The sequence below is a fragment of the Terriglobales bacterium genome (assembly GCA_035691485.1).
In the GTDB taxonomy this organism is placed as follows: Bacteria; Acidobacteriota; Terriglobia; order Terriglobales; family Acidobacteriaceae; genus JAIQGF01.
Genome location: DASSIZ010000069.1, coordinates 177,561 through 196,838 on the forward strand (window position 1 = coordinate 177,561; position 19,278 = coordinate 196,838).

Below are 19,278 nucleotides of genomic sequence, written 5' to 3' on the forward strand. Positions count from 1 at the left end.
CGGGCGCGGCTGGTCTCCGCCCCCTCTGCTCGCCTTCGCAGCCGATCTATTCAGCCTGATTTCAGCAACTTACATTTCCATTGTTACTTCCCACCGCGACCCCAATTGGGCTGGCAGCCACCGTGCATTTACTCGGGTGGAATTTGTCCTCGGGCGGCCATGTTCGGAATGACTAAAGGGCGCTGGGTGATGGTGGCAGTTCTCGGCCTGGCGCTATGTTCGCCGGCATCGACGACCGAAAGCGAACGCAAGGTCCTGAGCAAAGTAAAGCCGGCCTATCCCGCACTGGCGCGGGAAATAAATATTAGCGGGACGGTGAAGATCGAGGCCGTGATCACGGCCAACGGTACCGTGAAGGCCGTTCGCCCGTTAGGGGGGCACCCGCTGTTGATCCTGTCGGCCACGGATGCACTGCGCAAATGGCGCTACGCGCCCGGACCGGAGACCACGGTGATCGTGGAGTTCCAGTTTTCCCGCGGCGATTAACGCGCCCGATTGCGAGAGTAGCCATGACGATCAGTAAGAAACTGTACCTGAATTTCGGAGCGATACTGGCGCTGCTGCTGGTGCTGTTCATAGTGAATATCACCGCGGTGCAACGCGAGCACATGGCTCGTGCCTCGGCATCGCGCGCTCTGGAACTGGCGCAGCAAGGCGAATTAGTCCGGTTCCAGATGATGCAGAACCGGTTGTACCTGCGCAATTACCTGCTTAGCGGCGATTCGCGCGAAGTGGACAAGATGGATGAGGGCATCGCGCGACTGCACAACCTGCTGAAGAACTTGAGTTCACAGGTGAATTCCGAGGCCCATCGTAACGCCCTGCACAGCCTCGAGAGTGCGGAGCAGCAATGGGAATCCGGCTTTGCGCGTCCCCTGGTGCAAAAGCGCAAGGAAGTTGAAAGCGGCTCGACCACGGTGGCGGCGCTCCAGATTTTTTACCTGCAGCTCAATCCCACGCAATGGATGAAGACTTCCACCGGCTACCTCGATGAAGGCGAAGCGGCCAACTCCAAGCTGCTGGAGTCGGAGCGCAAGAAGGACGAAGCAGCCACTTCGGCAACCACCGTCATCAGCATCGTCGGTACGGTATTGGCCATCCTGTTTGGTGTCTTCATTTCCTACAAAACTTCGAAATCCATCTCCGATCCGCTGCAACAGCTGATGCGCGTGGCGCGAGAGATCGGCGAATCCGGCGATTTGGCCCACGAGGTGGACTGCAAGCGCGACGACGAAGTCGGCGACCTGGCCCGCTCCTTCACTTCCATGGTGACCTACCTGCGCGAAATGGCGGCGGTTTCGGAATCGATTGCCGGCGGAGACCTGGCGGTCGAAGTCAAGCCGCGCTCCTCGCGCGACACCCTGGGCAACGCATTCGCCAAGATGGTGGATGGCTTGCGTGCCTTGGTGAGCAGTGTTCGCGACAGCGCGGCGCAGGTGGCCAGCGGTTCCAACCAGGTGGCCGGCGCCTCCGACGAATCGGCCAAGATCAGCCTCAATGCCGCCGCCGCCATCGATGAAGTGAGCAGCACCATGCACGAGATGACGATCAACGTGCAGAGCATGGTGAAAAACACGCAGGTGCAGGCGTCGAGCGTGAGCGAAACCTCCGCCTCCATCGACCAGATGGTCACCTCCATCCAGCGCGTGGCCGACACAGCTAAGGTGCTGCTCGACATCAGCCAGCGCTCGCGGGAAGAGGTGCAGAACGGCATCAGCACCATGGAAAAGGCGACCGACGGGCTTACCCGCATCAATCGATCGATCTCGTCGTCGGGCGAAATTATTGCCGTGCTTGGCCAGCGGGCGGACGATATCGGAAAGATCGTCGAGGTGATTGACGATTTGGCCGAGCAGACGAACCTGCTCGCCTTGAACGCCGCCATCGAAGCTGCGCGCGCCGGTGAACATGGCCTCGGCTTCGCCGTGGTCGCCGACGAGGTCCGCAAGCTGGCGGAAAAATCCGCGCAATCCACCAAGGAAATCGCCGAACTCATCACCAGCATTCAGAAAGAGGCGCGCAAAGCCGTGGACAATATGGAGAAGAGCACGACCATCGTGAACGAAGGCATCACCTTCGGGAACGACCTGAACATGGCGTTGCGCAAGATTTCCACCGTGGTCACTGAGGTTTATAAGTTCGCGCAGGAAATCGGCGCCGCCACCAACGAGCAGTCGCATGGCTCGTCGCAGATCGCCCGCGCCACCACGCGGCTCAACGAAATCACCCACGAGATCAATTCCGCGGTCGAAGAGCAGGCGTCCGGCGCGCAGGCGGTGGTGAAGGCGATGGACCGCATGCGCGAATTGGTGCAACGCTCAACTTCGGGTTCCACCGAATTGGCGGCTTCGTCGGAACAGATGTCAAAGATGTCCAGCAGCCTGCTGGATGCGATGAATCGCTTCGTCCTCGAGGGCTATAGCGGCAACGGCAATGGGAGCGCGCCCTCACCGCCGTCTCCCAAGCAGCCGAAACGGGTAGCGCCGGAGAGCTATGCGGCGGTGTCGCGCTCCTAGTTCGTTCCCATGGCTAAGGAACTTCAAATCGTCGGCTTCCGAATCGGGCAGGAGACGTTTGGCCTGCCCATTTCGCTGGTCCACGAAATCGTGCGCCCGCCGGAGATCACCAGCGTCCCGCACGCGCCTGAATACGTGGAAGGGGTGATGAACCTGCGCGGACGCATCGTGCCGGTCATCGACCTCCGGCGGCGCTTCGGCAACGCCTCGGCGGGGACAAGCAGAAAAAACCGCGTCCTGGTCGTGGAGGTGGAATCGCGCGCGGTCGGACTGGTGGTGGACAGCGCCTCGGAAGTCCTGAAGATCAGCGATGCGCAAATCGAGCCGGCGCCGAATGTCTTTACCGATCCCGGCACCAACTACGTGACCGGGGTCGCCAAGTACCAGGGGCGGCTGATTATCCTGGTGGACATGAAGAAGATCTTGCAACCCGGTGAATTGTGCCTGCCCGCGAACGCAGGCGTGTAACGGACTATGGCGACTCCTTCGATCCAGTTGTCGGAACCCGAGCTGAAACTGCTGCAGACACTGGTTTACCAGGAATGCGGTATGGTCTTCGACCGTCGGCGAGCCCATTTTCTGCGGGACCGGTTGCAGCGTCGGCTGCTCGCCTGCCGGCTGGACTCCTTCTACAGCTACTACCGGTTGCTTACCAGCCGCGAAGGCCGGACAGAATTGGCCACCTTGCTGGAAAACCTCACCATTAACGAAACCAGCTTTTTCCGCAACAAGCCGCAGCTGGACTTGTTTCACAAGGTTACTCTGGAAGATTTGCTGCGAAAAAAGCACGCGGAGTGCGATTTTTCCATTCGCATCTGGAGCGCGGGCTGCTCGACCGGGCAGGAGCCGTACACGATTGCCATGCTGCTGTGCGACGCACTGGCGTATCACACGCTGTGCAACGTGCCTCGTCCCATTATGCCCTCACCCAAGCCGCTGGTTCCGCCGCCGTGGAAGGTGGAAATCCTCGCTTCCGACATCAGCTACGCCGCGCTGCGGACGGCGCAGGAGGGCAGTTACAGCGAACAGCAGATGGAGCCCGTCGACTTCATGTACCGGCTCCGCTATTTCGACAAGATCGGCTCGCGGTACGCGGTGAAGCAATCCGTCAAGCAGATGGTGAAGTGCGATTTTCACAACCTCAAGGCCGACTTCCTGCCGCAGGGTAATGACGTCATCTTCTGTCGCAACGTCATGATTTATTTTGACGAGCCGGAGCAGAACCGGCTGGCCGAGAAGCTCTACCGGTGCCTGCGTCCGGGCGGGTATTTGTTCGTTGGTCATAGCGAAACGCTTTTTGGGCTGAGTGACAAATTCCGCATGGTCCACCAGAACAACGGGACCGCGTACCAGCGCAATGAGGTGCAGGCGTGAGCTCCCATTCCGACGATCGCTCCTCTGAGATGCGGGACCTGTTTTTCCAAAGCGCGCAGGACCTGTTGCAGGCGCTCAACGAGCAGGGGCTCGCGCTGGAACAGGATTCGTCGAATGCAGAGGCGGTGCGAGAAATCCGGCGCATCGTGCACACGCTCAAAGGCGACTCCGCCGCTTGCGGCTTCCGGGAACTCACCGACCTGGCGCACGAGCTGGAAGATGTGCTCACGCCGGAGATCGCCGCCGCCAATGGCCCTTCCTTGCCGGATGTCGTGCTCAGCGCGGCCGACATGTTCGACGCGCTATGCGCCGCCTATCGCGCCCGTCTGGATCCGCCGAACGGAGACCCGCTGCGCGCCATGATTTGGCGCATGGCGCAGCAAGCTTCGCAGCCGGTGAGGCCCGCGGCCGAACTGAAGCCGGGGTTCTCCTGGTCTGAGTACGAACAGCTCGCAATGCGCGAAGCGGCGGGACGAGGACTTCATGTCTTCGAAATTGCCATCGCCATTGCCGCAGACTGCCCCATGCGCGCGGCTGGCATTGCTCTGCTGAAGAAAGTTCTGGAGAAAGCGGGTACGCTGCTAGCGACCTCCCCCGAGGAATCGAAGTGGGCCGATGCCCGCCATATGGAATTTGCCATCGCTACCGAACGCGATGAACAGTGGCTGAACAACAAATGCCGCCTGCCTGGCGTGGTGGCAGAAGTCGCGATCGAAAAATTTGCGCCAGCGCTGGAACTCACCGACGAGGACGCGGCCATGGCAACCACTGCAAGCGCGACCTCCGCGGTGGGCTCATCACTGACGGCTTCGCCGGCGGGTAGCCACAGCGCCGCCGTAAATCGGATGGCGGCGTCCCCGGCCGAAAGCACGCTGCGTGTCGACGCCGAGCGCATCGACAATCTGCTCAATCTCGTCGGTGAACTGGTGATTGGCAAATCCATGCTCCACCAGTTGCTGCAAGAATTCACGGTGCGCTTGCCGAAGGACCCGCTGCGCGCCAAGTTCGCCGACGCCCTCGCATTCCAATCACAACTGCTCAATGGGCTGCAGCGCTCAGCGATGAAGATTCGCATGGTGCCGGTAGACCAGCTGTTCCGCCGCTTCCCGCGCCTGGTGCGTGACGTCGCGAGAGTGTGCGGGAAGGATGTGAAGCTCGAGGTGAGTGGGCAGGAGACCGATCTCGACAAAGGGTTGCTGGACGCGCTTGCCGAGCCGCTGGTCCACTTGGTCCGTAACGCCGTAGACCACGGCATCGAAACGCCCGCCGAACGCCGCGTCGCCGGCAAGCCGGAACAGGGCACGATCCATCTTCACGCCTGCCACCAGGGCAACCAGGTAGTGATTGAGATCAGCGACGATGGCCGCGGCATTGATTCCGCAGGCGTGCTTGCGAAAGCGGTCTCGCGTGGCCTTATCACTGCCGAGCAGGCGGAGCGCACCACCGAAGCGAGCGCCATCGATTTCATTTTCCAACCGGGATTCAGCACTGCCGAACGAATCAGCGAAATTTCCGGACGCGGAGTCGGCATGGACGTGGTGAAGAGTGCCATCCAGAAACTGAAAGGCAGCGTCGGCGTCGAAACACAGCCCGGGCGGGGAACCGCCTTTCAGCTGCGTATGCCGCTCACGCTCGCCATCATCCGCGCCATGCTGTTTCGTGTCGCCGACCGCCTGTACGCAATGCCGCTCGAATCGGTGCTCGAGATTACCCGCGCGAGCGGAACCGACATCCACCGTGTGGACAATCACGAGGTGCTTCAGCTCCGTGAAGACGTGCTGACCGTGGTGCGGTTGAGCCAGCTTTCGGCGGCGACGCCGGCCGGCAATAGCGATGGACGCGTGTTCGTTATCGTGATCGGGAACGGCGGCCGCAAGTTCGGGCTGCTGGTCGACCAGTTGGTCGGCGAAGAAGAACTCGTGATCAAGCCTTTGGACGAGACCATCGTCGCCAGCGAGTTGGTGAGTGGAGCTTCGGTGCTCGGCGATGGGAGCGTGGTCCTGATCCTCAATGTCAGCGAAGTTCTTCGGAAATTCGCGCGCACTCGCCTCAACACTGCCTTGATTTCTGAGTCCGGGGACGGCCGCTCCAGGGGGGCAATGGCGTGATGCAGCCCGTCCGAGTGCTGGTGGTCGATGATTCCGCCCTGATGCGGAAACTGATCCCGCAAATGCTGGAGCGGGACGCCTCGATTCGAGTTGTAGACACCGCCATGGATGGCGCCTTCGCGCTTTCCAAGATCGAAGAAGTGAAGCCGGATGTGATCACCCTGGATTTGGAAATGCCGCGCATGCACGGAATCGAGACCCTGCGCGAGATCACGCGCCGGCACCGCATTCCCGTGATCGTCGTCAGCGCACACACCACTGCGGGCGCCACTACGACCTTTAAAGCTCTGGCGATGGGCGCGCTCGATTTCGTGGCCAAGCCGGCCGGTGCCGCGTCGGCACAGATGGATGAAATCGCCACCGAACTGATTTCCAAGATCAAGATCGCTGCCGGGGTGATCGGCGCTGCGCCCGCCATCGCATCCCTGCCACAGAACCCCAAGCGGCCCCGCCCCAGGATCACGCACGAGCCGACTCGAATTATCGCTATAGGAATTTCGACCGGCGGACCTACTACGTTGCAATACGTGCTGTCGCAGCTTCCGGGCGATTTCCCCGGCAGCATTCTTGTTGTGCAGCACATGCCGGAGGGTTTTACCGAGATGTTTGCGCGCCGGCTCAATGACACCTGCGCCGTCGAGGTGAAAGAGGCGCGCTCGGGCGACCTGCTGGCCGCCGGGCGCGTGCTGATCTGTCCCGGCAACCACCATTTGCGCTTGCGACGCATGCCGCTCGGTCCGGTCGTCATTTTGGGAAACGAGGAGCGCGTAAACGGACATCGCCCCTCGGTGGACGTGCTGTTCCGTTGCGTTGCGCGGGAATTCGGGCCCAAGGCAATCGCGGTCCTGATGACGGGAATGGGCGACGACGGCGCCGACGCGATGGCCGAAGTAAAAGCGGCCGGCGGTCTTACCATTGCCCAGAGCGCTGAATCGTGCGTCGTGTTCGGCATGCCGAAGGCGGCCATCGAGCGCGGCCACGCGGAGCGCGTGCTCTCACTCGACGGGTTGGTTAGCGCCTTGCAGGCGCAGTGCAACTTGGGGCGCACGGAAGCAGCCAGCACGGTGGCTGCTCAGCCGGCGAGGTGAAGGAATTGTGACCTGACTTCTCGTTTGGATTCTGCGCCAATGGCCGACGGCCAGCGGCGCGATGAGGTAAACCATGGAGCAATTCACGACGTTGCTGCGCAAAAAAGACAGGCAACCGATCCGCTATCTGGTGGTGGACGATTCCATTTTCGCGCGCAAGAACCTGGCGCGCATGATCGAGTCCTTCGGTGGGCGCGTGGCCGGCGAAGCCGGCGATGGTTGCACGGCTATCACAGAATACACGCGCACTCTGCCTGACGTAGTCCTGATGGACATCATCATGCCGCAGATGGAAGGCATCGAGGCAGCCGAGAAAATTCTTCGCCTGCACCCGCAGGCGCGCATTGTCATGGTCTCCTCGGTGGGCTACCAGGAAAACATCATCGCCGCTTTGGAAAAAGGGGCGCGCCACTTCGTGCAGAAACCGGTCAAACCCGCGGTCCTGTACGACGTGGTGAAGTACGTGATGGCGGACGACGCCATCACCGCCGTCGAAGCGTCGGCAGGAGCAACGCTATGAGACTGGAACTGATTCAGCCGTTTATCAACGCGGCCGATGCAGTGCTGGCTCAGAACCTGGAATGCAGCACGCGCGTGTCCAATGTCAGCATGGAGCAGGCGGCGTACCGGCGGCGCGGTTTGGCGGCCGTCGTCACCATCAAAGGAGACATCGAAGGCAGGATCGTCTTCGACCTCGACCGCGACATGGCGGTGCGCGTCGCGTCGGCTCTGGCGGGTGACGGACTGTGCGATGCCGATAATTTCGTGAGCGAGACCATCTGCGAACTGGCCAACCAGGTGATCGGCAATGCCATCACCAGCCTCAATGACCAGGGATTTCACTTCCGCATTCAGCCACCCGAGGTGCATACCGCCGAGGAGGGCCTCGCCGGCAGTGAAGATACCGAGGCGCTGGTCATGTGCTTCGATACGCCTGGCGGCAGCGTGTTCATGAATATCGCACTGCGCTTCCCGCGGCTAAGCGCCTAGAGCAGGCGACCTGCTCCTTACACCGCCGATGATTCAGGAGCGCGCCATCTCTTCGCGCGCGATCTTTTCCGCTTCCGCCTTCAGCGCTTCCAGCCAGTCTTTGTGCATGGCGAGAAGCGCTTGCTTCATGCCGTTGCCAAACAGCGCGGCGACCAAACCAGACATGTCTTCCCACGTCTTGATCAGAGTGGTGCCGTCGCTCTGCGCCTCGAAGCTGAACCAATGCTCGCCGGTAAAGCCGGTGGTCTTCCCCACCCAGGCAATCTTATTAGGCACTGCCGATTCGATGATGACTGGCCGGAAGCTGATCTTGCGCGGGTACACCAACTCCATCAGGAACTGGCTGCCTTTCTGCCATGGCGCTCCGCTGATCCACTTGGCCCTTCCGACAACGCGGTTCCACCACGGCCACTCTTCCAGCTTCTGAAACTTTTGCCAGACGTGTTCCGGCTTACACTTCGCGGTCACGGCGTATTCCAACCTGGTTGCCATCGCTCGGAGTTCCCCCACCGTACTTGTTCAGAAGCCGAGACCTGACCGCTGACTCCTACCGACTCCCGACCACTTCTTGTACCGCTTGCACCGCCCGCTCGCAGGCCGCCCGGTCCACGTCCATGTGAGTGACAAACCGCACCAGTTCATTGTTCACCGAACCGCACAGGACATTCTTCTCGGCCAGCCGCCGCGCGAACTCGCCGGACGTCATTCCGGTCCTGCTGATGTCGCAAACCAGAATGTTGGTCATGACCTTGGCGGGATCAATCTTGATGCCCGGCAAACGCGCCAGGCCTTCCGCCAGAAATTTCGCATTCTCATGATCGACGTGCAGCCGCTTCGGCATCTCCTCCAACGCAATGAGTCCAGCCGCGGCCAGCACGCCCGCCTGCCGCATCCCGCCCCCGAGGGCCTTGCGATACACCCGCGCCTGCGTAATGAACTGCTTGCTTCCCACCAGGAGCGACCCCACCGGCGCACCCAGCCCCTTGGACAGGCAGAACATCACCGAATCAAATTTGCGAGTGATATCCGCCACCGGCCGGCGCAGCGCCACCGACGCGTTGAACACGCGCGCGCCGTCCAGGTGCACCGGCAAGCCGGCGGCATGCGCGCCTTCGCAAATCTCGTCCGCAATGACCTGCGGATACACCGTGCCGCCTCCCATGTTGTGCGTGTTTTCCAGCGCCACGAGCCCGGTCTGCGCGTAGTAGTAAGTTTTGGGCGAAATCTTGCGCTCGATCTGTGGCCAGCGCAGGATGCCATCCTCACCGTAAATCGGCCGCGCCAGGCAGCCGGAAAAATGCGCCATCATCGCCATCTCGTAATTGAAGACGTGGCCGCGCTCGTCGCAAATCACTTCCTGCCCCGGCCGCGTGTGAATCTTGATCGCGATCGTGTTGCCCATGCTCCCACTGGGAACGAAGATCGCGGCTTCGCGTTCGAAAACTTCTGCGGCGCGTCGCTCCAGGCGATTGATGGTCGGATCCTCGCCGTACACGTCGTCTCCGACCTCCGCCTCCGCCATGGCGCGGCGCATCTCCGGCGTCGGCTTGGTTACGGTATCGCTGCGCAGGTCAACCGTGGTTATGCGTGCGCGCTGGTCGGCGTTTTCCTTTGCTGTCGTCGAGGTGATGCTGCTCATGGGATTTCCCGTTGGTGATCAGACATCAAAGGGGCCAGTCTAATGAATCCGCATGGGCGGATGCAAAGTTCACCGTGGTTTGCTTGCGGCCTGGATCAGAATGACATTGTGACCTTCAGGATCGTGCAGTACAGCCCAAGTGGGTGGGCCTCCTGTTGTGCGGGAAACGCTTTCCAGAATTCGATCTCCAAGCTTTCCGAGCATTGCGCCCAGATCTGCCACCTCAATAAACACCACCGCTTTGTCGGCCGACGGATACGTTTCCACGCCCTTTCGTTCCAGGCACAAAAACGCTTGCAAGCCGTCGAACTTTGCATGATGCGCGGGGACATGTTCTGTGAGCGGCGAGCCGAGAACGTCGCGATAGAACTCTTTCGCCGCTTGCAGCCGCTCGAAGTAGATTTCGAAACCCATGATGCGCGGCGTATCGCTGCTCATGTTTTCCTCGCGACGCGCGTTTCCGGCTGTTCCGTCGTCACAAATTCCTGAAATACCTCATTCGACAGCAAGCGCCCGCGCGCCGTCAGACGCGTAACGCCATCGCTGACCTCAAGCAGCCCCAACGACCTCAGCTCCGCGATCTGCTCGCGAAACATCGTCGCCGCCTCCGGACCGTACCGCTCCGCCAATTCATTGGCATGCAATCCGCGGTTCAAACGCAAGCCCAGGAAATATGCCTCTTCCAGCGCTGCCGCATACCCCACTTCTTTGCGCTCGTGCGGCGTTCCGCTCAGGTACGGTTCCAGGGTGTCTGCAGTGGCCAGCCGCACCGACTCCACCCCCATGCGCGCATAGAAACAGGAATCGTGAGACTCCCGCGCTCCGCCGAAATTCGGCGCGTGCTCCAGGTAATTACTGATCTCGCTCTCCATGGCGGCGCGCGCCTGCCGCAAATCCGATCCCAGCATGGAATGCGCGTCCACACCGAAGCCAAAATAGGGCTGGCGAGTCCAGTACTTCAGGTTGTGCCGCGATTGCCGGCCGTCGCGAGCGAAATTCGAAATTTCATACTGCTGGACGCCGGCTGCGTTCAGCCGCTCGCACGCCTGCAGGTACAAGTCCGCGGTGACGTCGTCGTCCGGCACGAAGTGCGCGTGGTATCGCTGTCCGCCGGCAATCAGTTCCCTTCCCAGCCGGGAGTCCTCGTCTACCTCCAGCATGTACACGCTGACGTGAGGCACGCCGCTGGCAATCGTCTCCGACAGCGAAGACTCCCAGCTTTGGCGCGTCTGATGTGGAAGTCCGGCAATCAGGTCGATGCTGATGTTGGCGATCCCCGCCGCCCGCAGCCGCGCCAGGTCGTCCAACACGATCGCACGCGTGTGCAACCGCCCGACGCTCGCCGATTCTTCGTCCACGAACGACTGCACCCCCAGGCTGACGCGGTTCACGCCGCAGCGCACCAGGCCCTGAAGCATCTCCCCCGTTATTGTGCCGGGCGCGCACTCGACGGTGACCTCGGCGCCTTCACGCACGCGGAATTTGTCGCGCACGCAGGCAAACATGCGCTCCAGGCCGCTGGGTTCGAGGACTGTTGGCGTTCCTCCCCCCAGGTAAATGGAATCAACATCGCGCTCAAACCTCCCGCCGACTTCCGCCGCCAGTTGCTCCGCTGCTGCGATATCGGCGCACACCCGTTCTACGTAACGTGCAAACACCGCGCGCGACACCACTCCCGAAGCGAAGTTGCAGAACGAGCACTTGGTCCGGCAAAAGGGGACGGAGATGTAGATGCCGAGGGCCACTACCTCAATTATCCCAGACGCGATGATGGTTGGGCAGGCTGCTGACCGTTAGAAGCTCGCGCGCACGGCGAATTGAATCTGTCGCGGCGCGTAGGCGCTGGTGGGCGACAGGAAGCCTCTGCTCGCCCGAAATGAGGCTGGATACTGCTTTCCGGCCGCGGTTACGTCTCCCTGCACGAAAGTCGCTGCCGTATTCAGGAAGCCGTCGTCGGAAATGTCCACTCGCCGGTTGGCGCGGTTCATGAGATTGAAGCTTTCCGCCAGGAACTCCAGCTTCCATCGGTCGCGAACCAGCAACCGCCGGGAAATCCGCAAGTTCGTCGTAGCGTAATCCGGCCCGGTAAACGCGTTGCGCCGATATCCCGGCAGGCGATCGTTGTAAGTGTTGCTATCCCCGTTCGCATCGCCGATGATCCGCGCGCTCACCGGCCTGCCACTGCCGACCGTCACCACGCCGGCGATTTTCCAATCGTTGAACAGCCATCGCAGCGTTGGCCGGTCCTGATGAAAGGGCTGCGGTTCCAGCGTCCACGCCGCCGGAAGCGGTGCCGCTGGTCGCTTGTGCCCGGCCCCCACTCGCTGTTGGGGGAATAAGAGTTCTGCACCGTTGCCGGCCTGCCGACCACGAGCGCGTCCTGGCCATCGTCCATGGCGCGCGACCACGTGTATGCCAGGCGCATTCCGAAGCCGTGGTGCATGCGCCGGCGCAACGAAACGGTTAACCCGTGATACGTGCTGGTGGCTGCGCTTTCAAATACGTTGACCGAACCGAGCTGCGGCATCGGGCGCAGCACCTCACCGACGCACGGCGGGAACGGACAGCTCAACGAGCGCACAGTTTCCAGCGGCGCGAAAGAATCAATCGTGTAGTAGCCGAGCAGGTTCGCTCCCGATTCGTCGTATACCGGGTAGGTCACCGGCTCGGGCGGGGGCAGGTTTACGTCGCGCGCGCGAATCAGGTGCATGCCCCGCACATACAAGTAATTCACGCCGACCGCGGTGCGAGTGCCGATCTCCTTCTCGACGCTGAGACTGCTCTGCTGTACCACCGGGATTTGGAAGTTATGCGCGAACGCCGATATTTCGGTCGTCGTGTGGCTCAGCAGCGCCGCCGGTGGGGTACAACTCGTCGCCGAGGTCGCGCACGAGACCAGCGGGTAGGGGTAGGTTGGGAACAGCGGCCGGTCTGCCTGCTGTGCGGTGCTGAGCATCAGGTGCATCTGCTGCGCGCCATTTTGGGTTTCGATCGACGAGGTGTACATCGAAGGGATGCGCGTATAGAAAAGCCCGTAGCCGCCTCGAACGATGATGGGCCTGCGATCCCCGATGGAGTAAGCGAAGCCGAGGCGGGGCGCGACATTGTTGCGGTCCACCGGGACCCTTCCCGAGTCGGGATAGTAAGAGTTCGATACCAGCTCGTCGGTGCGAAAGCCCTGGAAGTCGTAGCGGACGCCCAGGGTCACGCCCAAGTGGTCGGTGACGCGAATCGTGTCCTGCGCGAAGGCGGCGTACTCGGTAGTGTCCGGATGCGACACCGCGGTCCCAAAATTCTGGATGTAGTAATGCGGCACCATGTGCGCGTATGCCCGAAGTGGCGTGATCCGCATGCCGTACGTGACCGGCTCGAACGTCCAGGGGTCCACGGTCACGTCGTCGAAGATGTACTCGCCGCCGAACAGCGATGGGAAGAAATTGTAGATCCAGGTTTTGAGCAGGTCGCCGCCGATTTTGATGGAGTGCCGCCGCCCCCCGAAGGCAAGGGTCTCGGCGGCGTGCAGGCGGTGCTCGCGCGTCGTGCGCGGCAGGATCGAGGAACGGCCGAAGCCGTCCATGACGTCGTAAATCCGCGTCAGCGGAAAAGCGGAATTCGGATACGACTGCTGCAGGTCGCGCGAGAACTGCACGCGAAGATTGCTGGTCAAGCTGCTGGTAAGCGCGCTGGCCAAGGTTACGGAAGCGGTCTCGGTCGCCACGTCTTCTTCGCCGTTCTCGTTCACCGCGTAGGTCGTAATCGGGCTGGCAGGGTCGAAGAAGACATTATTCGCGCCGTAATATCGCGACGTGTTTACCCGGGAGCTCAGGTGATGCCGCGGCGTGATGGCTACATCCACCTTGGCAAAGCCCGCATTGCCCAGCAGTCGCGAACGGAACTGCCCGCCCATCTGCGACAGGGCTGCCGCCGTCGACATCACCAGGCCGTAATCGCTGGACTCGTAGTCATTCACCGACGGCACCAGCGTCGACGAACCGTTCAGGAAATGAACGATGGTTGGCACCTGAAAAATGTGCTGGTCGAAGCCGGCAAAGAAAAACGCACGGTTCTTCTTGATCGGACCGCTCAAAGTCGCACCGAATTGGTGTTGCCGGTCGAGTGGTTTGAAACCGACATATGCCGGGGTCGCGTTGAAGCCGCTGTCGCGCAGGTAATAGAAGCCCGTGCCGTGCAGGTAGTTGGAGCCGCTGCGGGTCACCACGTTGATGACCGCCCCGCCGGCGCGCCCCAGTTCCGCACCGTAGGTATTGGAAGACACCCGGAACTCCTGGATCACCTCATTGCTGAACTGGTAGGGAGCGCGGTAGCGCCCCCGCGCCTGTGCGAAAAAGGCGTTGTTATTGTCTGCGCCGTCCACCATGTAACTGGAGTACACGCCGCGAGTGCCGCCGTAGGCCAGGTCGCCGTTAGTCGCTGAGGTCAGCGATCTTGGATCGGTGGTCAGGTTCGGCGTCAGCAGCGCCAGGTCGGCGAAGCGGCGGCCATTCAGCGGCAGGTCGGATATGTCTTCTTCATTCAGCACCGTGGAAATAGGGCTGGTTTCGGTGGCGACAACCGTGCTCATTTCGCCCGTGACTTCCACCGTCTGCTGTTGGATAGCCAGGCGCAACTTCACTGTGAGTTCGATCACCCCGCCGACTTCGACCTTCACCGCCTGTTCCGCCGGCGCCATGCCTGCGGCTTCCACGCGGACCAGGTACTCACCGGGCTCGAGTAAGGGAACGGAAAAGCTCCCCTCGTCGTTCGTCGCCGTCCGGCGCGTCCATCCTTTAGCGATGACCCTGACGACTACACTCGCGCCTGCCACGCGCGCCCCGGCAGCGTCGTCCACCACGCCGCGAATCGTGCCGGTGGCCGAATCCTGGGCAATCGACACGGCGGGCAGGCAAACGCACAGGACGATTGACGCCAGGCACGCTATGAACCATCGGCAACGAGGGATGCCCGAGGTCCCTGGTCGGCGGCCCGCTTGTCTTAGGCCTTGCACCTGTTCTCCTAAAGGAACAGGAAGCAATAGCACCGGGACCGCGCCTCATTGTTGCGATAACGCAACTTCGGAAAACTTTGCCACGCCGGCCTCCCAAACTGGGATAAAAAAAGGCGGGCAGCTCACCACCGCCCACCTCTTCCCCCGGCTGGCCTCCATATCAACTTGCTGCTACGACGTATTCTTCTCCTCGATCTCTACCACCTTGGCGCGCAGCAAGCGCGCGCGTTCTGCCGCTTCCTCCGTGGGACCGGCGGCGACCTGCTCCTGCTGGGCCCACGACAACTGCCGCACCAGGTCTGAGTACAGATGCAACAGCCGCCGGTCTTTCAGGTAACTTAGGGCAGCTCCACCGCCGGCGCCCACGAGGAAGACCCCCAATTCAACGAACGTTTCATCCACGCATGTGTTGTAACTCGCCGCAAGCTCACACCCAAGATTTTTTCATCTTGTTTCGAGGTGCCCGCGCCTGTTTTGGCGCCGGTTCCGAAGCGGAACCGTTCTCGCTGCTGAGGCCACCGAGGAAAACTCTCCTCTAACATCCCCGTGCCCTCGGTGGCCGGCCCCGGCGCAAATCCCGTTTCACGAGTGGGTATGCTATGTTCTTTTCTTTTGCGCCATGATCCGAAGCTACAAAGGCATCCACCCGCGGGTACCGGCCACGGCGTTCGTGGACGACTCCGCGCAAGTCATTGGCGATGTCACCTTGGGCGAGCACGCCTCGATCTGGATGAATGCCGTGCTGCGCGGAGACGTGCACTACATCAAAATCGGCGCCCACTCCAACATCCAGGACAACAGCGTCCTGCACGGAATGAAGGAACAGTGGCCGGTCGAACTGGGCGAATGGGTCACCGTCGGCCACTCGGTCACGCTGCACGGCTGCGTGATCGAGGACAAGTGCCTGATCGGCATGGGCTCTATCATCCTGAACGGCGCGCGCATCGGAAAGGGCTCGATCATTGCCGCCGGTACGGTGATCCCCGAGGGCACTCATGTCGAGCCTGGCACGCTGTGGATGGGCGTCCCCGGCCGCTTCCGCAAGAAACTGGGCCCGGAGGACCAGGAAAACATCATGGCCTACGCCAAACGCTACCTGGAATACAAGGAGTCATATCTGCGGGAACGAGGCGGGTGACTTTGTTGATAACTTCTCCGCATCGAAACTCCTACGAAGCTCAAGCTGTACTTTGCTATAGGACCGGGCCTGAGTCGCAGCCGTGGCCGACACGATTTGCGCGACGCCGTCAGCCCGAGTTCACTCGAAACTGAACCGAGAATGATCAAGTCCGTCCGAGGAACCCGCGACCTGCTTCCGCCGGAAACGGCGCTGTGGAACTTTGTCGAGGCCGCCGCGCGTGACGTCTTCCGCGATTACAACTTCCAGGAAATTCGCACGCCCATCCTCGAAGATCTCTCCTTATTCCAGCGCTCTGTCGGCGAAGAAACCGACATTGTCAGCAAGGAAATGTTTGCCTGGCAGGACCGAGGACGCGCCGAGAGCGACAAAGGCCATTGGCTCGCTCTGCGCCCCGAAAACACTGCCGGCGTCGTGCGTGCCTTCATCGAGCACAAGCTTTGGGAGCGGCCCGGCGTGCAGAAGCTCTTCTACATCGGCCCGCAATTCCGCCGCGAGCGCCCGCAGAAGGGCCGCTACCGCCAGTTCTACCAGATCGGCGCCGAGGCCATCGGGCCGCCCGCCGCCGGCACCGAATCGCCCGCTCGCGATGCCGAAATCCTGGAAATGCTCGCCACCCTGCTCGATCGTCTCGGTATCCAGGGTTGGACGCTGCAGCTCAACTCCGTCGGCTGCGTGCACGACCGTCCGCGTTACCATGAAGCCCTGCGCGCCGCCCTCGCGCCCGTGGTCGCCAACATGTGCGCCGACTGCCAGCGTCGGGCCGTCACCAACCCGTTGCGCGTCTTTGATTGCAAAGTCCTGGAAGACCAGCCTGTCATTGCCACGCTTCCCACCATCGGCCAGTTTCTTGACGAATCCTGCCGCACCCATTTTGCGGAAGTCCAACGCATCCTTACAGCTCTGGATATCCCTTTCACCCTCAACGAACGCCTCGTCAGGGGCCTCGACTATTACGAAAAGACCGCCTTTGAATTCACCCACGGATCGCTGGGCGCGCAAAATGCGATCCTCGGCGGGGGAAGATATGACGGCCTATCCGAGACGCTGGGAGGACCGCGGGCGCCGGGGATCGGGTTTGCAATCGGCGAGGATCGCCTGATCTTGTCGCTGAAAGAAACGGCGGAGGCGCTGGCCAAGAAGCCGGATGCGTACATCGCGCCGCTGGGATCCGGGATGAATGCCGAAGCGGCCAGGCTGGCGCGCCAATTGCGACGTCATGACCTCGTCATCGAGGTTGGCGACGAAACTTTCCGGCTGAAGAAGTCGCTGGAGACGGCGAGCAAGATCGGCGCGCGATACGTCTTGATCGTCGGCGAAAATGAGGTCAAGGCCGATGCCTTCGCCCTGAAGAATCTGTCCACCGGAGAGCAGGTGACGGTTCCGCGGGCGCAACTGGCCGCGAGAATTCAAAACCGATAATTTTTCCGCCCACTTCGGAACGAGCCGAACGATGTGGACACATCGCAGCCCTGCGGACTGACTTCCTCAACATGCTCGCGTGTAGAATTGTTCATTCGCTGGCGAATTGTGAACCGGTTCGCTGGCGCGCAATCATCATGCTCGATTTCCTGGGAGACCTTCGACGCACCCACACCTGCGGCGCTCTGCGCGCCAGCGAGGCCGGAACGCGCGTTGTGCTGATGGGGTGGGTGAACCGCCGGCGCGACTTCGGCAACCTGATTTTTATCGACATTCGCGACCGCACCGGCATTACGCAGGTCGTTTTCGACCGCGAGCGCAGCCCCCGCTTGCACGACAAGGCCGCCGCTCTGCGCTCCGAGTACGTGATCGGGGTTGTCGGCGAGGTCAAGCAGCGCGACGCCGACACGGTGAACCGCAACATCCCAACCGGCGAAATCGAGGTCGTCGCCGAAGACCTGCTTCTGCTGAACGAGTCGAAGACCCCCCCGTTCTTGCCGGGGGAGACGACCCTGCCCAACGAGGAAGTGCGCCTGAAGTACCGCTATATCGACCTGCGGCGCACCGCCATGCAGGCCAACATCGAACTGCGGCACAAAGTCGCCATGGCGATCCGCGAATACCTGGCGGCACGGGGTTTCTTCGAGATCGAGACCCCGTTTCTCACCCGCTCCACGCCCGAGGGCGCGCGCGATTTCCTGGTCCCCAGCCGCGTCCATCCGGGCGAATTCTACGCCCTGCCGCAATCGCCGCAACTGTTCAAGCAGATCCTGATGATCTCCGGCTTCGACAAGTATTTTCAAATTGTCCGCTGCTTCCGCGACGAGGACTTGCGCGCCGATCGGCAACTCGAGTTCACACAGATTGATTTGGAAATGAGCTTTCCCCAGCAGGAGCGCGTTTTCGAGGTCACCGAGGGCTTCCTGAAGGCGGGATTTGCGGCGGCGGGCGTCAACATCCCGACTCCGTTTCCGCAGATGACGTATGACCAGGCCATCCGCTTTTACGGCAGCGACAAGCCCGACCTGCGCCTGCCCGCCATGACCGACGTCCGCGCGGCGCTGCCGGCGGAAATGGCGTCGCAGTTGAAAGTCTCGCCTGACGCGCCGGTCGTGGCCATCCGCATTCCCAAGGTCGGGGAGCTTTCGCGCAAGGAGCGCGACGACATCAAGCCGCTGTTCGGCGCCCGTCCGGGCGCGCGGCTCTTCGAAGACTTCCATCGCCTGGAAAAGTCGTGGCCGCAAGCGATGGCCGAGGTCCGCCACCTGGCCGAGGCCGCGCCCGACGATTTGATCGTGCTGGTGGCGGGGCCGGAACGTCCTGGGGAACGCAAGTCGGAAGGCGGCGTCAAGCCGGAGGTCAAGCAGCACGACATGCCGGTATATACCGCTGCGGGCGCGCTGCGCGTGGCGCTGGGGCAGAAATACGCCGATAGGCACCATGCTTTTGCAGGTGCGCGCAACGATGCGGCGTCGTACCAATTTCTCTGGGTAACCGACTTCCCGATGTTCGAGTGGGACGAAGAAGGCCAGCGCTGGGCCGCGGCCCATCATCCGTTCACTTCGCCGCACGAGCAGGACATGGACAAACTGGAGAGCGATCCGGCCTCGGTGCGCGCGCTGGCCTACGACGTGGTGCTGAACGGCACGGAGCTGGGCAGCGGCTCGATTCGTATTCACCGCCAGGATATCCAACAGACAATCTTCAAGGCCCTGGGCATGACACCCGACGAGGCGCAGGCGCGCTTTGGATTTTTCCTGGAAGCGCTCACCTACGGCACACCCCCGCACGGCGGGATCGCGCTCGGTCTCGACCGCATTGTCATGCTCCTGGCGGGCGTGGATTCTCTGCGCGAAGTCATCCCCTTCCCCAAGACGGCCAAAGCTGTGGACCTCATGATGGATGCGCCCACTCCAGTGAGCAGCCAGCAATTACGCGAATTGAGCCTCGAGGTAAAAGCGAAGAAAGAGGGCGCGGGAGATTAGCTGCATCCTGCCC

The 19,278-nt window shown here is 61.7% G+C and carries 18 protein-coding genes; 11 read left to right on the forward strand and 7 right to left on the reverse strand.

Going from position 1 to position 19,278, the window contains the following annotated elements:
• The first annotated feature begins 168 nt into the window (after positions 1 to 168).
• The 8 genes from VFI82_09225 to VFI82_09260 all read left to right on the forward strand — a co-directional run bounded on the left by VFI82_09225 (position 169) and on the right by VFI82_09260 (position 8,076).
• Positions 169 to 486 (forward strand): energy transducer TonB, encoded by a 318-nt coding sequence (locus tag VFI82_09225; GenBank protein HET7184857.1) that lies wholly within the window; start codon positions 169 to 171, stop codon positions 484 to 486.
• Positions 487 to 509: 23 nt separating this feature from the next.
• Entirely contained in the window at positions 510 to 2,516 is a 2,007-nt protein-coding gene (locus VFI82_09230) for a methyl-accepting chemotaxis protein (GenBank protein HET7184858.1), read from the forward strand.
• Between the two features lie 9 nt (positions 2,517 to 2,525).
• Positions 2,526 to 2,984, forward strand: coding sequence for a chemotaxis protein CheW (locus VFI82_09235; GenBank protein HET7184859.1), 459 nt, complete (start codon positions 2,526 to 2,528; stop codon positions 2,982 to 2,984).
• A gap of 6 nt (positions 2,985 to 2,990) precedes the next feature.
• Positions 2,991 to 3,890, forward strand: a complete 900-nt coding sequence (locus VFI82_09240) for a protein-glutamate O-methyltransferase CheR (protein ID HET7184860.1) — start codon at positions 2,991 to 2,993, stop codon at positions 3,888 to 3,890.
• Positions 3,887 to 5,998 carry a chemotaxis protein CheA gene (locus VFI82_09245; GenBank protein ID HET7184861.1) on the forward strand — a complete coding sequence of 704 codons (2,112 nt, stop codon included), beginning with the start codon at positions 3,887 to 3,889 and terminating at the stop codon, positions 5,996 to 5,998. The genes VFI82_09240 and VFI82_09245 overlap by 4 nt, the downstream gene beginning before the upstream one ends.
• The gene (locus VFI82_09250) at positions 5,998 to 7,086 is read left to right on the forward strand and encodes a chemotaxis response regulator protein-glutamate methylesterase (protein HET7184862.1); all 1,089 of its coding nucleotides are present in this window, start codon (positions 5,998 to 6,000) and stop codon (positions 7,084 to 7,086) included. The genes VFI82_09245 and VFI82_09250 overlap by 1 nt, the downstream gene beginning before the upstream one ends.
• 73 nt (positions 7,087 to 7,159) lie before the next feature.
• The gene (locus VFI82_09255; GenBank protein HET7184863.1) at positions 7,160 to 7,606 is read left to right on the forward strand and encodes a response regulator; all 447 of its coding nucleotides are present in this window, start codon (positions 7,160 to 7,162) and stop codon (positions 7,604 to 7,606) included.
• Positions 7,603 to 8,076 carry a chemotaxis protein CheX gene (locus VFI82_09260; GenBank protein ID HET7184864.1) on the forward strand — a complete coding sequence of 158 codons (474 nt, stop codon included), beginning with the start codon at positions 7,603 to 7,605 and terminating at the stop codon, positions 8,074 to 8,076. The genes VFI82_09255 and VFI82_09260 overlap by 4 nt, the downstream gene beginning before the upstream one ends.
• 33 nt (positions 8,077 to 8,109) lie before the next feature.
• Here the strand turns inward: VFI82_09260 and VFI82_09265 are convergent, their stop codons facing one another.
• The 7 genes from VFI82_09265 to VFI82_09295 form a co-directional block, all read right to left on the reverse strand.
• Entirely contained in the window at positions 8,110 to 8,568 is a 459-nt protein-coding gene (locus VFI82_09265; GenBank protein HET7184865.1) for an SRPBCC family protein, read from the reverse strand.
• A gap of 55 nt (positions 8,569 to 8,623) precedes the next feature.
• On the reverse strand, positions 8,624 to 9,715 hold the full coding sequence (locus tag VFI82_09270) for a GntG family PLP-dependent aldolase (protein HET7184866.1): 1,092 nt from the start codon (positions 9,713 to 9,715) through the stop codon (positions 8,624 to 8,626).
• A 69-nt stretch (positions 9,716 to 9,784) separates the two neighbouring features.
• Positions 9,785 to 10,153 (reverse strand): VOC family protein, encoded by a 369-nt coding sequence (locus VFI82_09275; protein HET7184867.1) that lies wholly within the window; start codon positions 10,151 to 10,153, stop codon positions 9,785 to 9,787.
• Positions 10,150 to 11,460 (reverse strand): radical SAM family heme chaperone HemW, encoded by a 1,311-nt coding sequence (gene hemW, locus VFI82_09280; GenBank protein ID HET7184868.1) that lies wholly within the window; start codon positions 11,458 to 11,460, stop codon positions 10,150 to 10,152. Before hemW ends, VFI82_09275 begins: the two co-directional genes overlap by 4 nt.
• Positions 11,461 to 11,508: 48 nt before the next feature.
• Positions 11,509 to 11,913: a hypothetical protein gene (locus VFI82_09285; GenBank protein HET7184869.1), complete on the reverse strand. Its 405-nt coding sequence runs from the start codon at positions 11,911 to 11,913 to the stop codon at positions 11,509 to 11,511.
• The gene (locus VFI82_09290) at positions 11,907 to 14,609 is read right to left on the reverse strand and encodes a TonB-dependent receptor (protein HET7184870.1); all 2,703 of its coding nucleotides are present in this window, start codon (positions 14,607 to 14,609) and stop codon (positions 11,907 to 11,909) included. Before VFI82_09290 ends, VFI82_09285 begins: the two co-directional genes overlap by 7 nt.
• A 282-nt stretch (positions 14,610 to 14,891) precedes the next feature.
• On the reverse strand, positions 14,892 to 15,122 hold the full coding sequence (locus VFI82_09295) for a hypothetical protein (protein ID HET7184871.1): 231 nt from the start codon (positions 15,120 to 15,122) through the stop codon (positions 14,892 to 14,894).
• Positions 15,123 to 15,339: 217 nt separating this feature from the next.
• On the opposite strand from VFI82_09295, the gene VFI82_09300 reads away from it, so the two are divergent.
• The 3 genes from VFI82_09300 to aspS all read left to right on the forward strand — a co-directional run bounded on the left by VFI82_09300 (position 15,340) and on the right by aspS (position 19,265).
• A complete protein-coding gene (locus tag VFI82_09300) occupies positions 15,340 to 15,858 on the forward strand; it encodes a gamma carbonic anhydrase family protein (GenBank protein HET7184872.1) in 519 nt (172 codons plus the stop codon).
• 141 nt (positions 15,859 to 15,999) lie between these two features.
• Positions 16,000 to 17,280, forward strand: coding sequence for a histidine--tRNA ligase (hisS, locus tag VFI82_09305; protein HET7184873.1), 1,281 nt, complete (start codon positions 16,000 to 16,002; stop codon positions 17,278 to 17,280).
• A gap of 137 nt (positions 17,281 to 17,417) precedes the next feature.
• Positions 17,418 to 19,265: an aspartate--tRNA ligase gene (gene aspS, locus VFI82_09310; protein ID HET7184874.1), complete on the forward strand. Its 1,848-nt coding sequence runs from the start codon at positions 17,418 to 17,420 to the stop codon at positions 19,263 to 19,265.
• Positions 19,266 to 19,278: the final 13 nt, after the last annotated feature.

What these genes read in the sequence shown, in the direction of transcription:
- VFI82_09255 (HET7184863.1), top strand. Translation starts at nt 7,160, where the DNA reads ATGGAGCAATTCACGACGTTGCTGCGCAAAAAAGACAGGCAACCGATC.
- VFI82_09260 (HET7184864.1), top strand. Translation starts at nt 7,603, where the DNA reads ATGAGACTGGAACTGATTCAGCCGTTTATCAACGCGGCCGATGCAGTG.
- VFI82_09265 (HET7184865.1), bottom strand. Translation starts at nt 8,568, where the DNA reads ATGGCAACCAGGTTGGAATACGCCGTGACCGCGAAGTGTAAGCCGGAA.
- VFI82_09230 (HET7184858.1), top strand. Translation starts at nt 510, where the DNA reads ATGACGATCAGTAAGAAACTGTACCTGAATTTCGGAGCGATACTGGCG.
- VFI82_09250 (HET7184862.1), top strand. Translation starts at nt 5,998, where the DNA reads ATGCAGCCCGTCCGAGTGCTGGTGGTCGATGATTCCGCCCTGATGCGG.
- VFI82_09235 (HET7184859.1), top strand. Translation starts at nt 2,526, where the DNA reads ATGGCTAAGGAACTTCAAATCGTCGGCTTCCGAATCGGGCAGGAGACG.
- VFI82_09225 (HET7184857.1), top strand. Translation starts at nt 169, where the DNA reads ATGACTAAAGGGCGCTGGGTGATGGTGGCAGTTCTCGGCCTGGCGCTA.
- aspS (HET7184874.1), top strand. Translation starts at nt 17,418, where the DNA reads ATGCTCGATTTCCTGGGAGACCTTCGACGCACCCACACCTGCGGCGCT.
- VFI82_09240 (HET7184860.1), top strand. Translation starts at nt 2,991, where the DNA reads ATGGCGACTCCTTCGATCCAGTTGTCGGAACCCGAGCTGAAACTGCTG.
- VFI82_09270 (HET7184866.1), bottom strand. Translation starts at nt 9,715, where the DNA reads ATGAGCAGCATCACCTCGACGACAGCAAAGGAAAACGCCGACCAGCGC.
- VFI82_09275 (HET7184867.1), bottom strand. Translation starts at nt 10,153, where the DNA reads ATGAGCAGCGATACGCCGCGCATCATGGGTTTCGAAATCTACTTCGAG.
- hisS (HET7184873.1), top strand. Translation starts at nt 16,000, where the DNA reads ATGATCAAGTCCGTCCGAGGAACCCGCGACCTGCTTCCGCCGGAAACG.
- VFI82_09300 (HET7184872.1), top strand. Translation starts at nt 15,340, where the DNA reads ATGATCCGAAGCTACAAAGGCATCCACCCGCGGGTACCGGCCACGGCG.